The organism is Rhodococcus sp. Eu-32 (genome assembly GCF_003336925.1).
GTDB lineage: Bacteria > Actinomycetota > Actinomycetes > Mycobacteriales > Mycobacteriaceae > Rhodococcoides > Rhodococcoides kyotonensis_B.
In genome coordinates this window covers 64,963-89,293 of the sequence record NZ_QGNK01000009.1, presented here as the reverse complement: position 1 = coordinate 89,293, position 24,331 = coordinate 64,963, and the positions used below count along the sequence as shown (strand labels likewise).

Sequence of the window (24,331 nt, the reverse complement as noted above, 5' to 3'; positions counted from 1 at the left end):
GAATACTTTGCTCAGTGTTCTGCATCGGCCTGACCCGACTCCTGGGTATACGTCGCTTCAGAACCACCTTGGGTGGCAACCGGCGACGTAACAAGCCGCGAAGAACGAACTAGTACATCTTGGACTAGCTGTCGTCGGCCTCGGTGGCAGCCTGAAACGCGTCTAACCGCCTGAAAGCTGGGTTTCCGTAGAACAGGCGGCTGTGGGTATCGAGCCCCGGGAGTTCTCGCCAGCGTCGACCGAAAAATCTCTGCCTTACGTGCCGCTGGTCAGCACCTTGAGAGCTGGACGACGGATCAGAACCCGCAGGTTCCGTTGGCGGTTTACAACACTGCTCACCCTGGCTCACGCAATACTGGTGGCAAATGGTCGCGGCCCGATGCGGTGGCGATCTGGGTGCGGCAGTTCAAATACGCTCCGGGGAACTTTCTCGAAGTTTCGCCCTTCGAGGAAGCCGAGTCCGCAGCTTGCTCTTGTCGTAGTCGGCTGGGACGGGCCGCGGAGCTGTGAATCTGCCGCTGCGGCCCGATTGGTCATGCTGAGTAGTCGAACTGTTCTAGACGTCGACGCGCCACTTCCAACTCGTCAAGGTCGAACAGCGTCTCGAACCGTGCATCGAGCACGAGCGCTTCAACGGTGAGGTCGAGACGCCCACGTTCCCAGAGCGAGGCGAAGCCATCCGACACCGTGGGCGAGGCCAGCAGCTTCTTTGCGGTCGCGACCGGTCCGATCTCGGCGAGCATCGAACGGAAGTAGGTGGCGTTGTATCCGGCCTCGCTGCGGCCGCGTTCGTAGCCGGTGATCATGTGGCGGCCTAATTCAGCCGGCAGGTCGCCGTCGATCGCTTCGACCACCTCCGCGGTGTCGAGCTCGACGTCGGTGCCGGCCGCAACCTCGTTGCGGCGAGCGACAAACCCGAGCAGGGAGTCCACGGAGGTGAACACCTCGTAGCCAAGCTCCTCGAGCCGTGGGAGATCCGCGTCCTCCGGATCAAGCTCCAGAACTACGGGATTGCCCTGGCCGACCTGCAGGCCGTCAGACCAGAACGCTTCGGCCACCGCGAGTACGCGACCTGTGGCCGGATCGGCGATTTCGGCATCGACCGTCGGCTCTGCGTATCCGAGTCGGTGCAGTTCGGCGACCGCGTCTTGGACCTGCGTCGCGCGAGGGTCGTCGGCCTCCTCCACGACAACCACGACGGGTGTGAGGTCCTGCTCGACTCCCGTGTTTGCACCCGAGAGCAGCCCGTCGAGGAATGACTGTGCGGCGCCGGCGAGCAGTTCGCGTCGTGCGGCGAGGAAACCGAGGTAGTTCTCGACCTTCCATAGGTTCGGATCCGTCGGAATCCATTGCGATTCGAGAACGCCGGGGTGCTTCGCTGCGATTTCCGTGAGGTAGTCCTCCGGTGCGCGCTTCCCGATCTGAAGGTTCGTGATCTGGGTGAGGAAGCAGAAATTCGCCAGCGCGTTGATCTCGCCGCGATCGTAGTGATCACGGAGGAGCGCCTTCGGGAAGATGTGGTGGATCTGCAATGTTGAGAGCTTGCCCAGCAGTTCGGCTTTGAGCTCCAATCCACTGCCGAAGTCGCGTGCACCGCTGACCCGGGTCAGAAGGTACAGCAGCGGATAAAACCGCGCTCCACGCGTCGAACCCTCGAAGTCGTCCGGCCGAATCTCCAACGTTCCACCACCGCGTGCGCGTTCCAGCGTGGCGATCAATCCGTCGATACCTGCCCGGCGGACTGTCTCGTAGTCCTGCTGCAGGTACGTCTCGGTCGACCCGCTGAACCTGCCCCACAACGCCGAGTGCACGTACCAGTACAGGACCTTGTCGCGGTGTGCCGCGTCCTGGAACTGACCGCCGTGCTGTGAGAGCAGATAGGAGACGACGGGAATCGCATAGCGGCCCATCAGAACTCGGTCGTGGTCCAGGCCGAGTCGACCGGACACGGCGTCGAGGAATGTTCCGATGTGCTGCACCGATGCGGTGAGTGCCTGCTCGAACTGGTCCGCTGCGACCTTTTCCAAGGACGAGAACAGAGCGCGTCCGGTGGCGACGGCAGTGGCGTTGCGGAGCAGCCAGTCGAGGCTGAAGTCGTAGCCTGCGGACTTCCAACGCTCGAGATTGCCGCGCATGTCGGTGCGCGCTTCCGGCCATTCTGCGCACAGCTTCGCAAGCGCGAGGTCGCCCTTCGATAGCTTGGTGCCGCCGGAGTTGACCTTGTTGAAGATGTCGACGACCTCGTCTACCGACTTGTTCGCGCCGGTTATCTTCTCTTGATTGAACTCGCGGTCTCGAATCTGGTGAAGCTGATTCAGTCGATTCAAGTAGCGAGTGGCTAGTTCCTGATCTGCGGCAAACCGCGGCAGGAACGAAACCGGCCCGTTCCCAGGTGCGAACAATTCTTGGACGCTGATCCACTGCTGGTCACCTGACATCTTCGTCGGGGCGTAGAACTCGAAGATCTCGTCCTCGACGTTGAAGTAGAGGCCCGTAAACGCGGAGGCGTCACCCTCGAAGAACGGCGGCGGGGTGCCACGAACGACGCCGTACATCGACGTGACGCGCTGTTGCCCGTCGAGCAGGAGCTGCTTCACGCCGGCCGAGGCGACGGAGCCGCGCACGGAGACACCGTCGGAGTTCGTCTCCCACATCAGTAGCCCGCCGACGGGGTATCCGAGGTACAGCGACCGCATCAGCCCACGGACCTGGTCGCGGTTCCAGACGTAGCCACGCTGAAATTCCGGAAGCACTACCGTTCCCGAGTCGATCTCGTCGAGCAGGGTAGAGAGCTTCGGCATGGTGGAACCTTCCGTGGGAGCTGCGTTGTAACTGAGTAATTATCAGACCAGGGGGACGATGAATCGACTCGGCTCGCCGTGCCAGGTGACGAGGAGTTGTTCCCGGGCGCGAGTGCAGGCGACGAACAGTAGGCACCTTTCGCGCTGAAGGTCGCGGTCGTGGGTCTGTTGATCATCATCGGTTGCGGTGACTGCGCTCGGCTCCGGTACTGCGTTGTCACTGACTGCCGCAACGGCGAGGCACCGGAACTCGAGTCCCTTCATCCGGTGCATGGTGCCAACGGACACCGCCTCGGTGGCGGCGGTGCTCTTGGCGAGCGCCCGAACCGGAATTCCCGCCTTCCGTAGTGCTTCCTCGACCTTGTCACAGTGCCGTTTCGAACGTGCCGCGATCCCGATCTCGCTCGGTGCAACGTCGGAGTCGATCCATCCTTTGACCGCTTCGACAACGTGGCCCAGTTCGAGGTCCCGAGTGGAAAACCCAGCAGTTGAGGGTGCGTCGCCGTGAATGTCGGACCGGCACCCGGCGATCGAGTCCAAGCCGCCGTCCATGTCGTCGATCTGCTCGCCCCGGATCACACCGAGGCTCCACGCGAGGATTTCGGCACTGGTCCGGTAGTTGACGGACAATCTGCTGGATCGCCCGGTGACGCTGACTCCGACCTCACGCAGACTGACGTGATTGTCGTAGATCCGCTGGTGGGTGTCACCGGCAAGGAACAGATCGTCCTGGCCTTCCGGGACTGCGGCGCGGAGCAGGCGCCACTGGTCGGGGCTGAGGTCCTGGGCCTCGTCGACGACAATGTGCCGGTACGGCTTGTCGGTGCGGGATTCGAGCAGTGCGGTGGCCTCACGTCGAACAGTCTCGTGTGTCCAGACGCCGCGAGTCGTAAGCGCGGTCTCGAACTCCCAAATCGCCTGCCACACCTGCGCCTTCTGGTTCGAACCCAAGCGGCGTCCCCTGCCTGTGCGCTTCGCGGCGAGATACTCGGATGCGGTCGAGACGCGCTGCGCCAGGACCACCTGACGCCACTCCTCGGCGAGGAAGGTCGGGCTGAACGGCACCTCCAGTGAGTCGACGATGCCTCGCCACATTTGCTTCTCGTCAGTGCTGGCGAGCAGACGTGGGGCTCCGTGCCTGTCACGGAACACTCGGTGAGCGACCCGGTCGACGTGCTGCACGACGATTCTCGACATGACGCTTGAGTCCTCGACCAACAGCGTGACACCGGTCTGGAGGGAATCGGCGAGGGTCGAAGTGAAGGTGGTGACCAGTACCTTGCCCTCGGCGCGCTGCGCGAGCCGCTGGGCGCGATGCAACGCCACCACCGTCTTCCCGGTCCCGGGTCCGCCGGTGACGCGGGCCGGACCACGGAAGGTCGCGTCGACCACCGACTGCTGCGTGGGATGCAGGTAGATCCGCCACAGCGCGAATGGGTTGGCGAACATGGCCATCAACTCGTCGGGTCCGTCCACCAGCACGACGCGGTCACGGCTACGGCGCACCGCGGCGTCGATGTCGTCGGTGTCTACGGGCTCGTCGAGGATCGCGGCACCGAGATCGGACCACACCTCTTCGGGTGTCATGCCCGCGGCGAGCCCGTACAACACCTCCCATTGGATGGCGGGCAGGAAGGCCTGTGCTGCTTCCAGCTGGGTGACGTCCGTGAGGGCCCGCGCGAACGTCAGCGTCTTCTCGTCGACGCCCAACTGCGTGAGGTCCTTGTCGGCGACATCCTTGAAGATCGGGCCGCCTGCGGGTGGCGATGCAGCCGTCATCGTCGAGAGGGACTCGTCCAGCGCGGCTTCGTCACGGATCTCAATGCCGCCGGTTGCCCGGTTCACGGAGATGGCGCGGCGCTTCGCCCAGTCGTAGGCGTCGTCGTGGGGGAGAACCTTCAGCAGGACGTAGGTATCGCCAGATTCAGGGGCGAGGACGATACCGCGCCAGAACTGATTGATTCGGATCGAACGGAATCGCTCGTTGCGGGCGTTCTGAATCCTCTCGAGGTGCAGACCGGCGTGAGTGGCGGACTCGAATTTCTCGAACACCTCGGAGACACGCTCCTGCACAGGCTTCTCGAGTTTCCCGAGGTCGAGGAGGAAATCTCGATCGATGGCGAGGGATGGCATGGATCTCTCTCTCGAAGGTAGCGTTACGGAGAAGTTTTAGCGACCGAGACGGTCCAGGTCGATCGTGGGTGCCGTCGTTTCTGTCGGTTCCGGCGGCGGTCGCATCGTGGATGACCAGGGCACCCGCCCCGCCCGGACACCCTCGTACTTCGCAGCCTGCTCGGGAGTGATGCGGCAAAGCGTCTGAAGCTCAACGAAGTAGATGAGTGACCATGTGCCGTCGTTGTCGCCGGCGATCACCGCGCTGGGACGGTAGTGGGTGACCTGGCTACGCACCGCTGCCTCGACCTTGTCGAGTGACACCGAGACGAACCACGGATCTGATCGTGCGACACTGAAGTGCTCGCGGCTCTTCCACGCTCCGTACATCGCGACTCCTTCGTGTCGACGGCGATCCTTCGCACTGTTCTTTACCAGACGGTCGTCGACCATCTCGTCCTCACTGTCGGCCAATAGCGCGATCGATGATTCGACCTGCGAGTTGGTCGACCTGACCGAGAAGTTGCGCCGGCGGTTCGGCGAGGTCGAGGGTGTGACAGTGGATGACGACGCCGGCGCGGCGCACGGTGTGTGTTCGGACCTGCTCGTTGCCTTTCGCATAGACCAGGTGGCCGTGCTCCAGCCCGAGCACGGTGCAGTAGGCGAGCATTTGGTAGAGGTCGGCATCGGGGAAACCGTCGGGTCGTTCGGCCTTGTACTTGGCGTCGACAATGGCACGACAGCGGTCGCGGGAGCCCAACCACACCAGGTCCGGCTTCATTCGCACCTCTAGGTTGTCGTCAAGATGTAGTGGGTGTTGAGTCGCGTAGCGACCGCCTCGCGTGGCCAGTGCATCACCGAGCGCCGCGCACACGAAGTCCTCGAAGATTCTCCACATGTCGAACATGAATCCGGTGACGGTCAGGTCGCCGGCCCGGTGTTCGAATGACTGTGCGGCGAGGACGATGTCGGCGAGACGTAGCGCGTTGTGGTAGCGGGTGTTGAGGCGGCTCGGTTCCCATGACGGATGGACTTCTCCACGTGTCGGCACGGTGACGTCGGCAAGTGCGACTCGGAGTCTCAGTAGGCGTCGCCGGGTTGCCACGGATAGCCCGGCGACCGTTAGTAGCCGCAACGCAGCCGCGAGCAGAAGCCGGTTCTCAGCGATGTCAACGGTGAAGTCGTCGTACTCGACTGCAAGGGGCACTGGGAGTCCGAAGCGCCGGGACATCTGTTCGCCGGCGAGAACGCGGCCGCGCAGCACCGGCAGGACGTCCTTCACGGTGCGGTAACCCTGTAGCAGCCCCTGCTCGGTGGCGCGTGCGGCCAGTCGGGAGAACGCCTCGGCCAGTGCGGGCAGTAGTTCGTCCGCTTCCGTGAGCCGGACGTGGTCGTCGCGCCAGATGTCGCGATTGAGGCTGTATCCGAGCAGGAACACCAGTCGGTTCAGGTCGGCGATCTTGGGGCGGACGAAGACTTGTCTGTCGCCGACCGACACGGCGCCGATCTTGCGACCCGCCGATATCGAGTAGATCCCAGTCTTCAAGGTGGGGGTGACGTCGACGATGGCGAGGGTTCGGAGCGTCTCGTACTCGATCGGTGACAGGCGGACGGGTTGAGGCGGACCGCCTTCAGTCAGTATCAGAGTCGTTGGTGTCATCGCCGGATTCCGAAAAATCGTTGGTGCTGAGTGTCTTTCGCAGCGCGTCCAGTCCGTACCGTAACTGGACATCGATACCGCGGTCGCCGTAATGGAACTCCTCGAGCAGCGGGAGGATGGCTGTACGCCACACCCGGTCGAGTCCCTTCTCGTGGTAGACCGCATCCCGCATGAGGTACGAGGGGCCGATCTTGAAGTCCTCGTCGTCGATGCGCGCGTTCAGGATGTCGAGTAGGTCGGCGGCATCGGATTTACGATTCGTGGCCTGCAGCCAGCTTCGCAGGATGCCTGAGGTGGGCGGCTCCGACGGGTGCAGCGGGAGGAACGCGAACCGGCGGCGCATCGCGGCGTCGACGAGGGCGATGGACCGGTCGGCAGTGTTCATCGTCCCGATGAGAATCACATTGCGCGGCAGCATGAACGGCTCGGTGTTGTCGGACCCGTAGAGCAGGTCGATGCTCTCGTTGCGGTACTCGAGTAGGAAGTACAGTTCGCCAAAGATCTTTGCGAGGTTGCCTCGGTTGATCTCGTCGATGATGAGTACGTACACCGCGTCGGGGTTGTCGGTCGCGCGGTCGACGATGGTGCGCAGTGGACCAGGGCGCAACTCGAATCCGACCTGGCCTGCGACTTGCTGGGCGGGGCGGTACCCCTCGAAGAAGTCCTCGTACGAGTACGCAGGGTGGAACTGGACGATCTTGACGTTCGATTCTCCGGCGAGGTGCCGCGCCAGTTCCTTGGCGATGTAGGTCTTCCCGGTGCCGGGCGGGCCGTAGAAGATCAGTTGTGGGCGGTCCCGCAACAAGTCGACGCATTCCTGCAGCCACTCCTGCGGCACGTGCAGGCGGCGCGCGAGATCTGCACTGGCATCGGGAAGGTTAAGCCCGGTGGCCGGTTTGGCAGCGCGACGCTGCCCAAAGATTTCTCTGAGTGCGTCGATCTGCGGGGTCAGATCCACCACCTCGCCCTGTGCGTTCAGGCGCGAGGCGATCTCGAGTGGAAGGTCGGTGCTCGGCCTGGTCACCGATTCCCACTTGACGGGTCGGCGCAGGTTCGAGCGGCCGTCGGTGCTCTGCACGTATTCAGCATCTCCGGTGACGGTGCCGAAGTGTGCCTTGCCTTGACTCACGGTAACGACGAGGTCACCGGGGTGCATGCGGGCGAGGAAGGAGTAGAACTCGTCGAGCTTCTCCTGCCTCGCGGCATAACCCGACGCACGGTAGTCCTCCTCGATGAACCCCTTCAGTTCGTCACGTGTGACGTCCGATTCGACAGGGCGCAGAAATTTCGCTGCCAGGGAGACTGTTCCCTTGGTGCGCCAAATTGGAACCATGTCCTCGCCTGCGACGTTGGACCCGTACACCTTCCACGCGTGAACGACCTGGTCGGACGGTGACGCGGCGGTGGCCTTGGGTTGTTGCCACCGATCGCTCCAGGGAGCGGAGTAGAAGTCGACAGCGTCGCCGGAGGTGGTGGCGGCTGCGTTGGTGTGGATCTCATGAAGGTCAACATCGACGTCGTCGGTGGGCGGGTGGTCGAGGTAGTCGGCCGCGAAGGCATCACGGATCTGACGTCGGTGGCTGGGGCTGACGATCGGCAGGAAGAAGTCGGGGAATCCGAGGTAGAGCAACGACTGGCGTTGCGCTGCTTGCCCCGTCGCCACGGAGTTCGCGACGGCCCTGAACTTCAGGGGATCGTCGAGTGCTTCCGACCGCTCACCCGCTGAGAGCGAGAGGAAGGCCTTCGCGAACTCGATGAGGTATGCGAGCTGCTTCCACCGGTAGTTGTTGAAGGCCTGGCCGCCGTGATACACGCCGCCGACCAACAGTGCCTGTTCGACATCTGCCGGGAGGGCGACACGCGGGGTGCACAGGTCGAGTATCGAATCGACCTGCTGCACCTTCAGCTTGCCGGTGAGGTTGACGATGGGAAGGACGTTCATGATGTACAGCTCGGCAAAAAGCTGAATCGCGTCGGGTGAGGTCGATTCCAACTGTGCGGTGAGCTTGTCGAAGAACGTGCCGGAGCCTTCGTCGGGCTTGTCGACGAAGTCCTGCTGGAGCTCGGTGAGGTGTTCCAGAGTCCAGATCGCTTGGCCGGGGGTGAGCAATGAGTCTCCGCGGCCGAGGCCGGCGTCGACGAGTCTCCTGCCGATTCGTTCGACGGCGCCGGGCTCTTCATCGGATGGCATGCCTGTACCTTTGCATACCGCCAGGCTCGTCGGCCGTATGACGTGAACCGACCGCGATGCGCGCTTGCAGTTCGTGGTGGCAGCGCACCGAACCGATCAGCCAGCCGAGATGAGACCCCGTTCCCTCATCGCTCGCCAAGCAACGTGGATGTGATCTTCGGTGAAGGTGCGGCGTTTGCGTGGTGTCCACTCGTGAACAAGTTTCACGGCATGCTTGCAGTCCTCGGCCGCAGCGGCGTCCTCGGACATCACCCAGTGGACTGTCGCGAGCAGTTCCATGCTGTACATCGACTCGAAGCCGTCGATCAGGTCCAGGACCTTCTCGACGCGTTTCTCGGTCTCGCCGTTCTCTGCGAGCACCGCTGCGGCCTCGTCCACCGCGCCTGGTAGAACTCGGATGGGGTCGGCGTCGAGAACCCGCGCCGTGCCGTCGCCGTAACCGGTGAGGAAGTGCCCTTCCACACGGTTCAGAACGTGCCGGAGGTTGTCGGCATAAGGGCCGTACAAGTTCTTCGCGTAGTTCAGGTTCAGCGGTTCGCCGAGCACCTGCAGGAAGTACATCAGCTTCTGGACCTCGATGGGTGTGGCGCCGAGGGCCACACCGGCGTAGCGGTCCAGGAGTGTCACGAGCGCCGCGCGGCCGACCGTCATGTTCGGGCGCTCGGTCGCATTGCCCATGTCCATCGGCGTCGGTGGAGCGTCGGGTGCGTACACGATCGCCTCGACGTCGGGTAGCTCCGCGAACGCCTGACGGATCAGGGGAAGGACGTCGGCCCAGTCGAGGCCGCCGTTGCCGCAGCCCAGAGGTGGGATAGCGATTGACGTGATGTTGTTCTCGCGGATCACTCGGGTGAGGTCGGAGAGCCCGGCCTCGATGTCACGCAGCTTGGACGCTGCCCGCCAGTGGCCCTTGGTGGGGAAGTTGATGATGAACCGGGGGCCGTCGAGCGCCCCGGTTTCCCACACGTGCACGTGGCCGAGTTGCACCTCGCCGGCCTTGGACGCTGTGGCGTACGCCTTGAACATGTCGGGGTAGGCGCGGCGGAACTGAAGCGCGATTCCCTTGCCCATCACGCCCACGGTGTTGACCGTGTTGACCAGGGCATCGGTGTCTGCGCGCAGCAGATTTCCGGTGGTGGTGGTCAACATGCGGAGCTCCGAGGTCAGAAGTAGGCGTCAGGTGTGACGCGGATGGGTGGCTGGTTCCCGTCCAGCCTATCGAGGATCTCTCGGACGCGGCGTTCCCGGGCCGCATCGTAGACCGCTATTCCAGTGAAGGCCTCCCACGGGACGTGGTCGTGGACGAGGCACTCGGCCATCCGCCGTTCCTTGCGGTCGGGATCGTCCTCGGTGTTTGCCCAGTAGCGGGCCCTTATCACTTCCCAGTCGACGAGGTCGTCGAGCTCCTCGAGCGAGTCCGAATATGCCGCCAACTCCAGCGACGCATTCCGGTCTGTGAAGACGAGGGGCAGGCCGTGGTCGAGAAGCGTCTCGACGGTACTGAGCAGGTAGATGAGGTCGTGGGTGTCGCCGGTGAAGGTCGGCACCCGTCCGTTGTGGATCGCGGAGAGCATCGGGCTGCGAGATCGATAGTAGAACGGCACGTAGTCGGCGACGACGCCCCCACGACTCATCCTCACCGCGCGGCGGGCCCGGCGTCGTTTGATGCGAGGTTCCCCGGCCTCGGTTGTCAACAGCCCACCGGCCTGGGCTCGAGTATCCGACAGTAGGCCGTGGCCGGCGATCGTCGGTAGGTGCTCGATGTGCGTGAAGTGGCAGACCGTGGTCGGGATGGGACGCGGCAAGTGGTGGGCTCCTACAGACGGACGATGGAGGGTCTACTGATCGCATACGGGACGAGACGAACATCGCCCGGTCGCTATGTCTTCGAATTCGGCATGTACTTGTGCGGTCCGAAGAAGCCGACGTGCATGGTGCAGGTCGGGTTGTGGAAATGGAAGTAGATGCGCGGTGCGAGGTTTCCGCCGCCGGTGGCGATCTTGATGTGCGCCTCCATGAAGATGGACCCGCTCGGGTCGACGTCGGTCGCGACAGGAAGTACGCGGCACTGTTTCAGCTTGTCACTCTGGTGGACGGTGTCGGACTCCTTCATGGCGAGCTTCTTCGTCGATGCCCTCCACACCAGCGGGTGCTTGGAGTTGCCGCACCATTCGTAGAAGCCGCCCCTGTCCCATCCGTTGGCGCAGTCGTCTGCGAATGCATGCAATGCCCGGAACGCGAGCCACGACAGATTTCCCCACGCGCCAGCGGTATTGGTGCTGTCGAGGACAGGAAGGTCGCGGAGCGCTTCGCCGGGGATGACGAGTCGATCGGCCAGGTGTTCCTGCGCCAACTGGACGGCATGGGACAGGTTCGACGCCGTGTCCGGCAGCATTGGACCCGCACCCACTGCGAACGCCGAGCTCCCGCCCAGTTCGGCGAGCTGCTTCTCCAGATAGTCGACCTTGCGGGTCAGCTTCTCCGCCTGGTCGAGTGCACGAAGACGGTCCTCCAGCGCTTCGTCGAGGTCCAACGCCTGCGCCTGGGCGTCCTCATCCGCTTGACGCAGTTGGTCCAGCAGCGCAGCGTTGTTCTCTTCTGCCGCCTGTAATTGTGTGTCGGCGTACTCGAGCAGTTCCGCGTACGTCGCCGATCCGGTGTTCTGCTGGTTCAGGAGTGCCTTCGCGTTGGCGAACGACGGCGGCGGGCGGCGGACGGAGGAGATGGGGCCGATAGTGCGGCCCGCGATGTCTGCAGCAGTTGACCGGTTGGTGAGGTAGCGGTCGGCGGTGACGTAGCGGTGTCGCCAGCTGTCCGATGGGCTCGCCGGGTCAAGGTCCTTCTGATAGATCCGAAGGGCGCCGCCCCAGAGGCCGTGGCTTTCGGTCAGTGCTTCGGTGAGAGCATGTGCGGCGGCTCCGTCGACACAGACCACATTCGCGATGCCGGCGACGGCGTTCGCGGTGGTTCGCACCACTTGGTCGAAGTTGACATTCGCGGGCATCCGTTGCTCAGCCCCGAAGTTCTTGTGCAGAACGACAAACGGAATGGAGCGGTCGAAGTGCGACAGCTCCTCAGCGAGGTGCTCACCTGCGGCGGCTCCGTGCACGAAATCTGCTCGGGTGAGCAGTCGCTCGTCGCCGATACGAGGATTCGAACCCGCCAGAAGCAAATCGCGAGCCAAGATCGGCGCCTTCGGGGCGAGGCTGCGGATGTCGACGTCTCCGACGACTTCGACGTCGACCCACAGCCACGCCGGCCCCGCGGCGCTCTCTCCGGACGGTGCCTCCTGCCAGCTGCGCACCGTCGTGTGCCACCGCTGCCCTTTAGGTCGAGTCTCGACCAATTGGGCACGGAAGGCATCGGTTACCGCACCGAAGTCGCTAGTAGCGCCTTCGGTCTGGACCTCGATATCAACGCGGTCGGTGCCGTTGATCACCGTGCTATGGATTGTGCCGGAGTCCGGGATGGCGTCCGGCACCCTCTTCTTGCCGTTTGCCCACGATCGGAACACATCGGCGGCGGTCGTGCACACCGAGTCGAGATTGTCTTGCCAGATGGCGCGGTACACGAGCGACATGATGCGAAACCTCCGTGGGGCGATGGTGCAGAGCTTGGCGGAGTGCTAGCCTGCCTCGGCAGCGGGGACCATGGCGTCGTACTGCTCGAGGATCAGCCGCTTCGTGCGGTATTCGTTGTGAGTTTCGATATCCTTCTTTCTCGCAAGTTGAAAGCTATCCATGGCGTATTCAGCCTCCTCCCTTGAGAATCCGTACAAATGGAAGAATGCGGCATCGAGTTCGCTTATGGCAATTTCTCGATCAAGCGATTCCGAACTGGTGGAAGTATCGAAGATGTTCGGGGTGTACGCGCTAAGTGATAGAAGCTTCGTGCGCGTGGATGTGAACTCATAGGCGCACTTATCTGTTAGGCAGAAGCGCTGCCGGGGAACTACGACGGGCAACTGCCTGAGGATCGAGGCCGTCAGGTGGCGACCAACGAGCTTCTGTCGGACAAAGAAGTCGAATGCGAAGCTGTTTAGGCATGCGAGGTAGTGAAGAAGATGATCCTCCGGAAGTGCATCGGAGAAAATGATCTGGCATGTGTGGGCCAGCCCGCTGTATGGGTAGACGCAGAAAACGGACGAGCGTGGCGAGGTGTCTGCATCAGTAGTCTCTTTGCCGGATAGAACCCAGTTGCGTTTAGAGGGCCATTTCTCGGAAACGAGTTCTTGTGGCGCCCAGTAGCGAGGCAATGGCAGCTCGCCATCCTGAATGGACGTCGGGCGCGGAGAGGCCTTTTTATTGAAGCGTCGCTCTGCCGGGATTCCTGCAAAAGTCGACCGGGAGTTGTTATACGCACCGAATAGCTTTCCTTCCCATACGGGGAGGTGGTTTGATCGGTTAGAATTTGTAAACGTCACTCCGGTGAGATGAAGACCTGAAGCAACCAATTCTTCATGCGAGCGGAGATGCTTGTCGTTGGTGCTTATGTTTAGCGTCCCCTGTCGTGTTTCCAGTTCGGTGTCGCGGAACAGGGTGCAGTTTCGGTACGTGCGAATGGCTATAGAGGATTCAGTGGCGTCTGAAAATAATGGGATTGAATAAGTCTCGGATGAGATGCGGGAAATATCGGATGGCTGGACCTCGATGGTCTTCGGCTTGATGTTTCGCGGATCCTGCAGCCTCCGAGCTGTCTTGATTGATGCAGCTCGTCGTCTGGCTCCGGCGATGGTGGTGAGCGAGAATCTCGTATGGTTCGGAACCTGAAGGAAAAAACGTCTGTCGATCGACTCGGTTTTCCAGTGGTTGACGAAATCGAAGGCGCTGCAAACTCGCTCCGATTTGACGAGATCTTCCGTGAGCCCCGCCGAGCTCAGGTCGTTTATCAGTCCGGTAGGAGTTATGATTCCTCCAAGGCCGGATTGTTGCATAAGATCGACAAACAGCTCGGCAAATTGTCGATAGGTGTTGAGGCGTCGCGAAACGGTTCTTGGGTATTTTCCTGAGCCCTTGATGAAGCCGACTGTTCCGGCGACGTAGCGGCGCCTCCTGGCGTATAATTCTTCGAGGTCTGGAAAATTGTCCAGTGTGTCTTCAATCATTGCTCGACGTGCCGACGAACGCTTTTCTTGGCTGATGGCAGGGTGGTACTGGGAAAAGAATTCAGTTTCATCTATTTCAATCTGTTCCCATGGTGGATTACCCAACATGACGGCGAATCCACCACCCCAGCCCGTTGCCTCGCTTACGGCGTCGCCGGAGGTCGCGCCGGTAGGGAACAGGTGCGGAAACTCGAGGTGCCAATGGAAGAATCGATACTCCGCCGCCAGGCGGGCGACCTCCGCGGACTGGGCTTCACTCAGCGTAGTTGTGCCGTCGCCGAGCCCGGCGACCGTCGCGTGCGTGATCGGCGTCGGCGCATCTGGCTGCAAGGGCCACACGAACGCTGCGCACCACGCGTCCGCTGTCAGGCGAGCCTGGCGGTACTCATCCGAATCGGTGTACGCATTCAGACGCTGCTGCTGCACATGAACGTCGGCAAGGGACAGCGGGTTTGCGCCGACCACCTGCTGCACCTTCGCGGCCAGGTCGGTGTTCGCGGCGATCGCGTCACCGAGGTCGAAGAGGCTGCCCTGGTTCTTGCGTTCGGCCTTGTTCGCCGCCTTCGTGGCGGTCGCGATCGTCGTGACGTCCCCCTCGATCGGCTTGAACGCCTCATCCGGAAGGCCGTCCGCCAGCAGCGCGGGGGTGGCACCGATCAACGCGTTGCCGACCTTGATCTGCGCATCCAGGTAGGCGAGCGGCTTGCCAGGCTCCAGCGCCTCCATCCACAGGGACACCTTCGCGAGCTCCGCGGCGAGCGGGTTGACGTCCACGCCGTACACGCAGCCCGCGACCACGTCGCGCATCGCGGCCCGGACCTGCTCAGGTGCCGGCTCCGGATCGCCCGTGCGGATCGCGGCGACCCGCTTCGCGATCCGCCGCGCTGCGCCGACGAGGAAGTGTCCGCTGCCACACGCCGGGTCGCACACCGTCACGGCGAGCAGTGCTGCCACCTGGCCGTCGGAAGTGTCGGCGGACTTCACCGCGTCGTCGAGCACCGGTTCGAGCGCGGTATCCAGCAGCGACTCCACCAGTGACGTCGGCGTGTAGTAGGAGCCGGTGTCCTTGCGCTGGTTCCCGGATGCGATGTCGAGGGTGTACTGCTTCGTTGCAGGATCCCACTGCGGCACGAATTCGAGCAGCGCCTCGTAGATGCTGCCCAGTTCCTCGGCCCCGAGGTTGCGGTAGTCCACCACTCGCAGCACGTCGGATTTCGGTTCCCGCACCAGAGACAGCGAGCGCACGGCCGACAACAGGTACTCATTCGACAGCTCGCAGTCAGCGAGGAAGTCCAAGCTGCCGGTTTCGAACAGGCCACCGACGCCGGGCAGCCCCAACTCCGGCCGACCGCTCTCGCTGCCCAGGCCACGCCACACCAGCGTCAACGCTTGCCAGCGGTCTCCGTGCCGGCCGCCGCGCCGCCGCCGGGCGGTGTTGCGCAGCCGTGCCGTCGAGAAGTAGTCCAGATACCGCTGGCGCGCCTGCGGATCGGCCTTCGGGTCGAGCAGGGCGCCGCGATCCTCGGCGACGAACGTGAACAGCAACCGGTACACCACCCGCAGCAAGGCGTGGTTGACGTCCGAGACCGAGGTCTTGCCAGCGGCGAGATCATCGCGAAGCGACGCATTCGCCGGGTGGGTGAGGAACCCGACGCCGAGGGTGCGAAGCGCGTCCACGACTCCATCCCGCAGCAGATTCAGTGCGCGAGAACCGGATTCGACTGCCTCGGTACGCCACTGTTCCAGCCGGCACGACGCCGGCCCGATCTCCGTGTCACGGACCTCTACCCGCGACACCTGACACAGTGTGTACAGCAGCAGGAAATCGGCGAACAGGTCACCGTCGAAAATTGCCTCCAGGTCGAACTCCACATACGCCGACCCGACGAGGGAGGTCGAGTCCCGCAACAGCCGCAGCACCTGACCGTTCGACAGGATCGCCCACAGGTGATCGTCGCTGCGATTCAGCAGCTCCTGCACCATCGACTGCGGGGACGACCCGGCCGCACCTGCGAGACCCCTGGTACGGGTGTCCAGCGCGGTACCGGAACCGAGCAGGTGGATCGGAGTGGCACCCCACAGATGGGAGACAGGGAACGGATGCCTCTCGACCTCGATGCCGCCCTTCCCCGTGGTGGGAACTCGGCCGTACCCGAGCTGGTCCAACAGCACCAGCAGGAAACGTTCGCGGGTCAGCGCGGTTGTCGGCGCATCGGCCGGAAGTTGAGCCAGCGCGTCCCGGTACCCCGTCCATACGCCCCGCAGGTAGGCCCACACGCGGTTAGCCGCGTCCCGGACGGTCTCGCCGGTCGCTAGGTGATAATCCTTCGGGGAGAGCGTGTTACCCGACGGGTCGAGTCCGCTGGCGAGTTGCGAGGGCAGGTCTGCCGGCAGCAGCCCGCCCTGGATCCGGACTCCGACGAACGACTCGCCGCTCACTTGGCACCCTCTTCGATCGACGGAACGAACACGAACACACCCAACACGTCGGCGCCCGCCTCGGGGGTCACCTTCAACCCACGCACGATTTCCGACGACGCCTGCCGCACTCGGCGGTGCGCCGCTAACAGCCGGTCGGCCAGTTGGGCTCCGTGCGCGTCAAGATTCGGCCGCAGCCCGTCCAACCCGTCGACAACCCGGGTGACGAACTGTCGAGCCTGCGGGGCGGGGACGTTGCCGCTCGGGGTAACAGCCAGCAACGCGGCGGCCGCGTCGGCGTCCAGCCACTTGGCCTGCGCTGGGGCACCCTCGAACGCCAACGTCGCCACATCCTCCGCCACCAGCTGCCGTGTCCCAGTGCGAGACGGCAACTCCAGATGGAAACGGAACCGCGCGACCAACAGGGTGGTCCGCACAGACACCGCACTCGTGCGCACCACAGCGCAGCGCCTCGCGGGACGGACTGCCTCGTCCATCCCGGCATCCAACGCCGACTCGAGCACGTACTGCGCGATTGCTTCGACCGTCGCGTCGGTGCGGGTCAACACGGCGTCACCCCGGCGGACCGGGAGGTCGTCCGCGAACAGCAGCGGGTCGTTGCGGTTGGGGGGCAGCGCATCCTTCAAACCCAACGGGAGCGGTGCCAAGGTCGCCGTGAACCCGTCAGCGGTTCGGCTGATCGTCGACCGCAGCGCCTGCAGGGCGTGCTCCACACAGGTCGCGACGTCCCCGTGGGTACCCAGCGAGGCGCGCGCCGCGGCCACCTCCGCCGACACCTCCTCCGGCTTGATCGCGTGCTGCGCGTATTTCGTCTGCGCGAGCTTCTCCCGCTCCGCCGTCGACTCCCACTCCCGATAGAGGGTCAACTGCTTCTGCTGCACGTCGAGGTCCAGGGATAGCTGCTCCGCGTCCGTGCCGCGCAGCAGCAGCCCCTCCATCAGGGCCTCCACCACTGCGGAGTTGTTGTCCGGCACCGGAACCGACACGCCCGTCGCCTTGCGGATCGCCTCGTGCTTGCGCAGCAGGACTTCCAGCACGATGCCGTCGATCTGGTTGTCACGTCCGTACAGGGTGACGGCCCGCACCTGCTCGGCGCGCTGACCGAACCGGTCGACGCGGCCCTCCCGCTGCTCATGCCGCGTCGGATTCCAGGCGAGGTCGTAGTGCACCACCGCCTGGAAACCGTCCTGCAGGTTCACACCCTCCGACAGACAGTCGGTCGCGACGAGGACGTGTCGGCCAGTGGTGGCGGTCAGATCGTCGATCCGCGCCACCCGCTCCGACGGGGGCAGCGTGCCGGTGACTGCGCGGACAGTGACGCCACGGCCCAGCGCCTTCTGCAGCTCCTCCGCGACATAGTCAGCGGTGTCGATAAAACGGCAGAAGACGATCGGATCGCAGCCGTCGGCCAGGAGTTTATTGACCTCCTTGACCAGCGTTGTGATCTTGCGGTCCGGTTTGCCCTCCAGCTTCGCGGCGTCGGCGAGGAAACCGCGGAGGCGCCGGACAGTCGCGTTCCCAGCGTCGCCGCTGTCGGCGCCGGGCGTAATGTCCGCGGCCTCTATCGCCTCGTCGTCGGTCTGATCGAGGACGATCGCTCGACCGATCGCGTCGGCCTCGTCCGGAGAATCTGCGGCTGCGGATGCCGCCCGCGTCCGCAGGGTTTGTGCCGCGGCGCGCGGTGACGAGGCGAGCGCACGGAGCAGGGCCAACGCAGACCACCAGTTCACCCGCTTCGACAACTCGCCGTCGCCGGCTCGGACCGTTTCGCGGGCGTAGTCGAGAACCTTAGTGAACAGCGCGTGATACTCCGGCGACAGCGCGTACGGCACCTCGCGAGTGAGGCGGTCCTTAGGGAACGGGGTGTCCTCGTCGAGGTAGCGGCGGATGTCGCCGCGGCGCCGCTGCACGAAATGCCGGGCCAGTAGCTCACGGCCCTTCCTTTCATCCAAATTCACGGTCTCGAGCAGTGGATCGAGCAGACCGAGCAGGTTCCGGAACGCTTCCTCCTTGCCGGAGTGCGGCGTTGCGCTCGCGAGAATCATGTGCCGGGTGCGGTCCTTTGATAGGTCCCGCACCAGCTCATACCGCTGGGTGCGTCCTGACCCGCCCTGGCCGGACGCCGCCACACAGGTGTGAACCTCGTCGACGATCACCAGATCCGGGCAGGTGCGCAGGAACTCGTGGCGCCGCCGTGAATTCTTGATGAAGTCAGTGGACACCACCGTGATCGGGTACCGCTCAAAGATCGACTCGGTGCCGATCCGGCCCCGCTCGAGCCGCCGTACCGTTGAGGGCAGAACCAGCTCCGCTTCCATTCCGAACTTGTTCCGCAGTTCGGACTGCCACTGCTCGGCCAGCGCAGGACTGCACAGCACCGACAGGCCGCGCGCCTCACCCACCTCGAGCAGTTCCGCCGCAACCAACCCCGCCTCGATCGTCTTGCCGATGCCGACGTCGTCGGCGATCAGCAGACGGACGACGTCCTGCCGCAGCGCCATCATCAGCGGGACGAGCTGATAAGCCCTCGGCTGTACCGCAATGGACGCGAGTGACCGGAAAGGTCCGGCGGTGGACCGAAATCCGATCCGCATGGCGTTGGTGAGCAGCTGGGCGCTGAAGTGGTCGCCGAGATCCTCGGCGTTCGGCGCGGGGAAGATCGCGGGCGTGACACCTTCAGTGACGAGTACGCCGGCGATGTCGTCGTCCAGCCCGCCGAGCGGCCGGAGGACGAGGAAATCGTCGGTGCTGTCGGGCAGGACCACCCACTCACGGCCCCGCGCTGTTACCAGGTTGCCCGGTGCGAAACCCATTCCTATTTCCTTCCCGTACCGAACACGTACGTGTTCGCGCGCAATTCGGGCAGCCAGTCGTCGCCCACTCGCAGGCGCAGCACCGACCACCCTCGGTCCATCAGCTCGTCCTCGGCGGTCTCGTCGCGGCCCGGTCCCGGCGCCTGGCCGGACTCGTCCACGAACACCACCGTCACTCCGGCGTCTCCGCGGAAGACGAAGTCCGCGGTAACGCCGCCGATCTTTTCGTGAACGGTGTCGGGTAGCGCGAATTCGTGCGCCACCAGCAGATCCACCAAATTTCGCTCGGCATCAGACCGGCATCGGCCACGCAGGTGGCCTGAATCCGCCGCGGGTGCCACGTCTTGACGCCGCGTCGCCGTCCGCGTGTCCGTGAAGGCGAGCAGCAGATCCTTGATTGCGTGACGGTCGATCTTCTGGTGATCGGACTGGTTTCCGTACGCGAGAAGGCAGTCGTAACAAGCCTTTTCGCAGCGTTCGCCCGCCCCGTCGGCTTTGCTGAGGTCCTCGCCGTCCACGCCGAAGTGGGCAATTTCTAGTGCCCGACGCGCCACCCGGGCGATCGCGTCCGGTTCTCCGTGCAGGCGGCGGAGCACACCGGCGCCGCCCTCCGCGGACTCCGTGAACAGCATCCGCGCCCTTTCCGAGGTGTCCGGCAGCGATTCGCTCGACAGCTCCGAATCCTCCAGCTGGAACTCCGCCTCGATGCCGCGCTCCAGGGCGTACCGCAGCGTTGTCGCAATCGATTCGTCCACAGGTGAGGACAGCCGCAGCACCGCGATGTTGCGGGTGTCCTCGACGTACGGAATGACCTTGGACTTCGCAGGCGCATCCGCGACATCCTCTAGGCCGTCGTCCTGTGGCGTCGAGTCCGTGGCGTCCTTCTCGCTGAGCCAATTGCCTTTCACCGTGTCGAGCCAGTAGCCAAGTTCGTTAGGGTTCTTACGTCGTCGCCGACCCAGGTTCGTCACCCGCACAACCGCCGTGTCGCCGTAGGCGAGTTCGGCCATAGTCCCGTCTTGGCCTTCGATGTCGGCGTCCAAACGGCCGGAACGAGGACCGTGCTGGCTGAACCGAAACGACGTTTCCAACTCGAACCCCGCTCGACGTCGCTCTTCCTCGTCGGAGGAGATACGTTCCCGCCGCCGGGTGAACACCGTCTGCATCTTCATCAGGTTGTAGCGCGGAGGCGATAATGGAACACCGCAGTTCTCGCACACGTCCAGACCTGCCTGCCGCACGTGGTGGTAGCCGCACTCGTCGCACCGTCGCGCGTCCTGCAGATCGATTGTGCCGACCCCGCCACTGGACATGGGCACCTGTACCCGACGTACCTCGTAGCGGGCGCCCTCGTGGTAGATAAGGGCGCCGGGCCCGAACTCGCTGATCGCAAGGAAACGCGGCCGCTGCAAATAGTCGCCGCCATCCGCACCACCGGCCGACGTCCGGACGCCGGGGATATAGGCGGCGAGCGGTAGCCGAGGAAAGCTGTAGCCCGGAAGGAAGCCCTCGGATGCAAAGTAGCGGTACGTGTAGAAGTCCGAGTGTCCGCGGTCGGAGTCCTCGTTGCGGAGAAGCCGCAACTGGCTCTCGGCCTCGCGCCGCCGCGCCTCCGCAGCCTTCCGCGCCCCGTGCGATGCGGAGGTGTCCAGCACGACCCTGTTCTGCTCCTGCTGATCGGCCAGCGCGGCCTGGTACAGCTCACGCCAGCGCCCGCAGGCGTCGTCGAATCCCTGAGGTGCCGATGCGACGATCGATGCCGCCCAGCCGTCGTGCCACCACGCCGTCTGCTCCAGATCCGCGCGGAGTGGCGCAATGACCTCGGCCGCGCGGTCGGTGGCACGCCGGATGGCGTCGGGCTCGCCGAGCACCCTCGCTAGGTCCGCGACCAGCGGCATTCCTTCATTCTCGACGTCGAGGAGCTGCGGCATCCGCGACCGCAGATCCGCTCCCGTCTCGGCCAACCACAGCGCATGCAGGTGCGATGCGAGCAGCGCCTCGTTGGTCAGATCGAGTCGGGGCGCAGCAACCGAGCCCGCCACCATGTCGCGAGAGCGTCGGAAATAGTACTGGTCGTGCGAGTTGCCGGTCGCGCAGTATGTCACCACCAGAGCTGGTTGGCCCGAACGCCCCGCGCGTCCCGAACGTTGCGCGTAGTTGGCGGGTGTTGGGGGCACGTTGCGCAGGCCTACGGCGTTCAAGCTCGAGATGTCGACACCCAGCTCCATGGTCGGGGAGCAGAACATCAATGGCAGAGTGCCCGAACGGAAGTCACTCTCACGATTCTCGCGATCCGCGGACGACACCTGCGCAGTGTGCTCACGTGCGTGCAGTCCGGCCAACGTCGGTGCCGTGCCGCGGTACAGGTCCCGGAAGAACGGATTGATGCGCAGTCCCTGATCTGCGCCTGCAGTCCGGCGCAACGGGTCGGGTGCGCCGGTCTGTCCGTCGCCCGCGTACCAGATGATGGTCGACGCTTTGAGTCGGTAGTTGAGCCCGTCGTCCTTGGGCAGGACAACCTTCGTCAGCAAGCCGGCACGTTCGAGAACCGTGAGGAGGTTCTCGATCACCTGTTGGGCGTCGGCGGTGTCGAGGGGCTGCCCGTCGAGGTTGCGCAGACCGCTGCGGTCTCGGATGTACCGCCCGAGCGCGGACCGCCCGGTCAACCGCACCTCGGCCCGCGGGCGCCCAGGTGCGCCCGACCGGGTCGAGACCGTCCCGAGGATCGGTGGGGCATCGCGACGGGAGATCGACCAGAGGCCCGTGAGGTGCTGTTCCGACTGGCGGCGGATACGGTCGTAACCGTCCTCGGACAGGCAATCGACGTCGACCGCCAGTTCGCGTCGGAACTCGTCGAGCACGATGCGGCACAACTCTTCCCGCTCACCCGCGCGAGCGGCCTGCAACGCCGCCAGTGATCTCTCCCAGAGGGCCGTATCCGCCGCGATCTCAGCGAGCGAGTCGTAGTCGATACGCAGCAGACCCGTCTGCTCGAGGTTCGGCATGGTCACCCGCCACCCGCGTTGCAGATCTGCGTAGAGCCGAAACTCGATGAACTCTTTGAAAGCCCGCTGCGCAGCGGAGCGAGCACCGTACACCGCGTCCGGGTTGGCGGCGTACGACTCGAACGGCAGGCCCAGCGACGCCACGACCCGCTGAGCCACCTCGTCGTGCCGCAACGGTCCGTTCGCGAGTGCGCGAAACACCGCTCCCCGCAGCTGGGTCACCTGAACGAAATCATTGAAGTGACCCGATTGCAGGCTGGCATCCTGGCGATTGTCGACGAACGTGAGCAGCTTGCGCGCATCCGCTGACAACTCAGCCTCCGGTAGTTGCTTGAGCGACCGCACCACCGACGCGCTGACCACCGACACCGCCGAACTGCGGCCCTCGGCATCGAGCGTCGCCAGCTTGGCGAAGTCGCTGCCACGGGCCTGTTCGTAGGACACCTTGCAGCGCAAACAGAACCGGAACGGCGACGGAACATACGCTGCCCGCAGCCCGTCCTGCGCTTCGGCTCCGTCCACCCCTACCCGCACAATCCGTGGCTGGTGTTTGCGCAGCCGCTCGACCACCTCGCCATCGGAGACCCACGAATCGGGAAATCGTCCCTCGGCGAGAGGATCGATCGGCCACGGCTGATCGGACGAGACGTACAGGTAGCCGTTCGCCTCGTCGCCACCGCTCGCGTCGCGATCCCGGCGCGGCCGGTAGCGAGTGGTGCCGTGATCGTCGGTACGGGCGACCACCAAATACTCTTGCCCGCATTCGCGGCAAAACGCCAAGGGGATCAGCGCCTTGTGCGGTTCGCCCGGTACCGACACCTGGTACGTGGACGTGACGTGTCGGCGTTCTTCGGTCTCGATCGACACATACACCGTGTCGCCCTTGGACAGGAATTGGTGCAGCCGGAACGCGAACAGGGGGCGGCCCGTCACGGGATGCCGCTCGTTGGACCCGGCGAGAAGCGTTGCTCGGATGGCCTGTTCGGATTCGTCGATCGTGCAATCCGTGACATCTGCAAGACGGGCTGCCGACTCTCGGACCCGAGCCGGTTTTTGGCGCACTATCCGACCCGTGCCGGTCTCCTCGTCGAGGCCGAAGGTGGCCTCGATCCAGGTGGCGAGAGGTGATGTCGACAGCTCGGCGTAGTCGCCGCGAGCGCCGCCGGCACGCACCTCGGTACCGAGGCGTGCAAGGTCGGTGAGATCACCGCCGGTCGCGCGGTCGAGCGTCTCGCCGATCACGCGTTCCGGCGTCACCTCCGCCCCGAACAGGTGGCTGGCCACCTTCGCCACCACTGACCGCTGATCGTCGACCGTGCCGCCACTCGCCATCGTCGCCGAAGTGCCGACGCACTGCAGGTTTGGTGACTGGCAGGCATCGCGCACCCGGCGCACCAGCATCGCGACGTCGGCGCCCTGCCGCCCGCGGTAGGTATGCAGCTCGTCTAGCACCAGGAATTGGAGACCTTGGGCTGCCTGCACCAACCGGCGCCGTTCCTCCGGCCTGGTGAGCACCAGTTCGAGCATGACGTAGTTCGTGAGCAGGATGTCCGGCGGATCACGGAGGATCTTCTCCCTTTCCTCGCCCTGCTCCTGGCCGGTGTAGCGGGCAAAAGTGACGGGCTCGTTTCCTGGCTCGTACCCGTGGCGCAAGAATTTTTCCAACTCGCCGACCTGGCTGTTCGCCAGGGCGTTCATCGGATACACGATGATCGCTTTGACCCCGGGCGTGCGCTCGGGCATGCGCAGGACGTGATCGACGATCGGAACGATGTATGCCAGCGATTTGCCCGAACCCGTACCGGTGGTGAGCACATACGATTTGCCGGTCTGCGCCGCCTCGATCGCCTTGCGTTGATGGCGATGAAGGGTAATTGCGCGCCTACCTATGTCCGTCGGCTGTGCCTTCGGCCGGAAAATTCGCTCGCACTCGGCATGGAGGAGCCCCTGCTCAACTAGCTCGCCAATCGATCCACCGGTCGCGAAAAGTGGGTTCAAGGAAAGCCAGGGTTCCGGCCACTGGTCCCCTCTTGCTGTCAGCTCTGCAACATGTTGTTGAAGTCGCGGGCTGCGAACGTCCACCGAAGACGTTGTGTAGGAACGGTAGTCCTGGATGAGCGTTCCGTGGAGATCGAAAACGTCCATCATGCCCCCTTGTCACGAACGTGGAAACCGACATTACTTGACAGGCGCACGTGAAAGCGGC

General features: G+C 64.2%; 11 protein-coding genes. All 11 read right to left on the bottom strand.

From position 1 onward, the window contains the following. Nucleotides 1-533 precede the first annotated feature (533 nt). A complete protein-coding gene (locus tag DK926_RS12960) occupies nucleotides 534-2,801 on the bottom strand; it encodes a DUF262 domain-containing protein (protein WP_114330741.1) in 2,268 nt (755 codons plus the stop codon). A 42-nt stretch (nucleotides 2,802-2,843) separates the two neighbouring features. After that, nucleotides 2,844-4,934, bottom strand: coding sequence for a UvrD-helicase domain-containing protein (locus DK926_RS12955; protein WP_114330740.1), 2,091 nt, complete (start codon nucleotides 4,932-4,934; stop codon nucleotides 2,844-2,846). Nucleotides 4,935-4,970: 36 nt separating this feature from the next. Next, complete coding sequence (locus DK926_RS12950) at nucleotides 4,971-5,303, bottom strand: hypothetical protein (RefSeq protein ID WP_165839570.1); 333 nt, start codon at nucleotides 5,301-5,303, stop codon at nucleotides 4,971-4,973. A 70-nt stretch (nucleotides 5,304-5,373) separates the two neighbouring features. Next, the gene (locus tag DK926_RS12945) at nucleotides 5,374-6,573 is read right to left on the bottom strand and encodes a restriction endonuclease (RefSeq protein WP_114330739.1); all 1,200 of its coding nucleotides are present in this window, start codon (nucleotides 6,571-6,573) and stop codon (nucleotides 5,374-5,376) included. After that, nucleotides 6,545-8,764, bottom strand: coding sequence for an AAA family ATPase (locus tag DK926_RS12940; RefSeq protein ID WP_114330738.1), 2,220 nt, complete (start codon nucleotides 8,762-8,764; stop codon nucleotides 6,545-6,547). The genes DK926_RS12945 and DK926_RS12940 overlap by 29 nt, the downstream gene beginning before the upstream one ends. A 96-nt stretch (nucleotides 8,765-8,860) precedes the next feature. Then, on the bottom strand, nucleotides 8,861-9,913 hold the full coding sequence (locus DK926_RS12935) for a macro domain-containing protein (RefSeq protein WP_114330737.1): 1,053 nt from the start codon (nucleotides 9,911-9,913) through the stop codon (nucleotides 8,861-8,863). Nucleotides 9,914-9,927: 14 nt separating this feature from the next. Next, complete coding sequence (locus DK926_RS12930) at nucleotides 9,928-10,569, bottom strand: DUF4433 domain-containing protein (protein WP_114330736.1); 642 nt, start codon at nucleotides 10,567-10,569, stop codon at nucleotides 9,928-9,930. A 74-nt stretch (nucleotides 10,570-10,643) separates the two neighbouring features. After that, a complete protein-coding gene (locus tag DK926_RS12925) occupies nucleotides 10,644-12,344 on the bottom strand; it encodes a hypothetical protein (RefSeq protein ID WP_114330735.1) in 1,701 nt (566 codons plus the stop codon). A gap of 45 nt (nucleotides 12,345-12,389) precedes the next feature. Further along, nucleotides 12,390-16,307 (bottom strand): DNA methyltransferase, encoded by a 3,918-nt coding sequence (locus DK926_RS12920; protein ID WP_114330734.1) that lies wholly within the window; start codon nucleotides 16,305-16,307, stop codon nucleotides 12,390-12,392. Next, a complete protein-coding gene (locus DK926_RS12915) occupies nucleotides 16,304-19,120 on the bottom strand; it encodes a helicase-related protein (protein WP_114330733.1) in 2,817 nt (938 codons plus the stop codon). The genes DK926_RS12920 and DK926_RS12915 overlap by 4 nt, the downstream gene beginning before the upstream one ends. 2 nt (nucleotides 19,121-19,122) lie before the next feature. Then, nucleotides 19,123-24,270: a DEAD/DEAH box helicase gene (locus DK926_RS12910; RefSeq protein WP_114330858.1), complete on the bottom strand. Its 5,148-nt coding sequence runs from the start codon at nucleotides 24,268-24,270 to the stop codon at nucleotides 19,123-19,125. Nucleotides 24,271-24,331 lie beyond the last annotated feature (61 nt).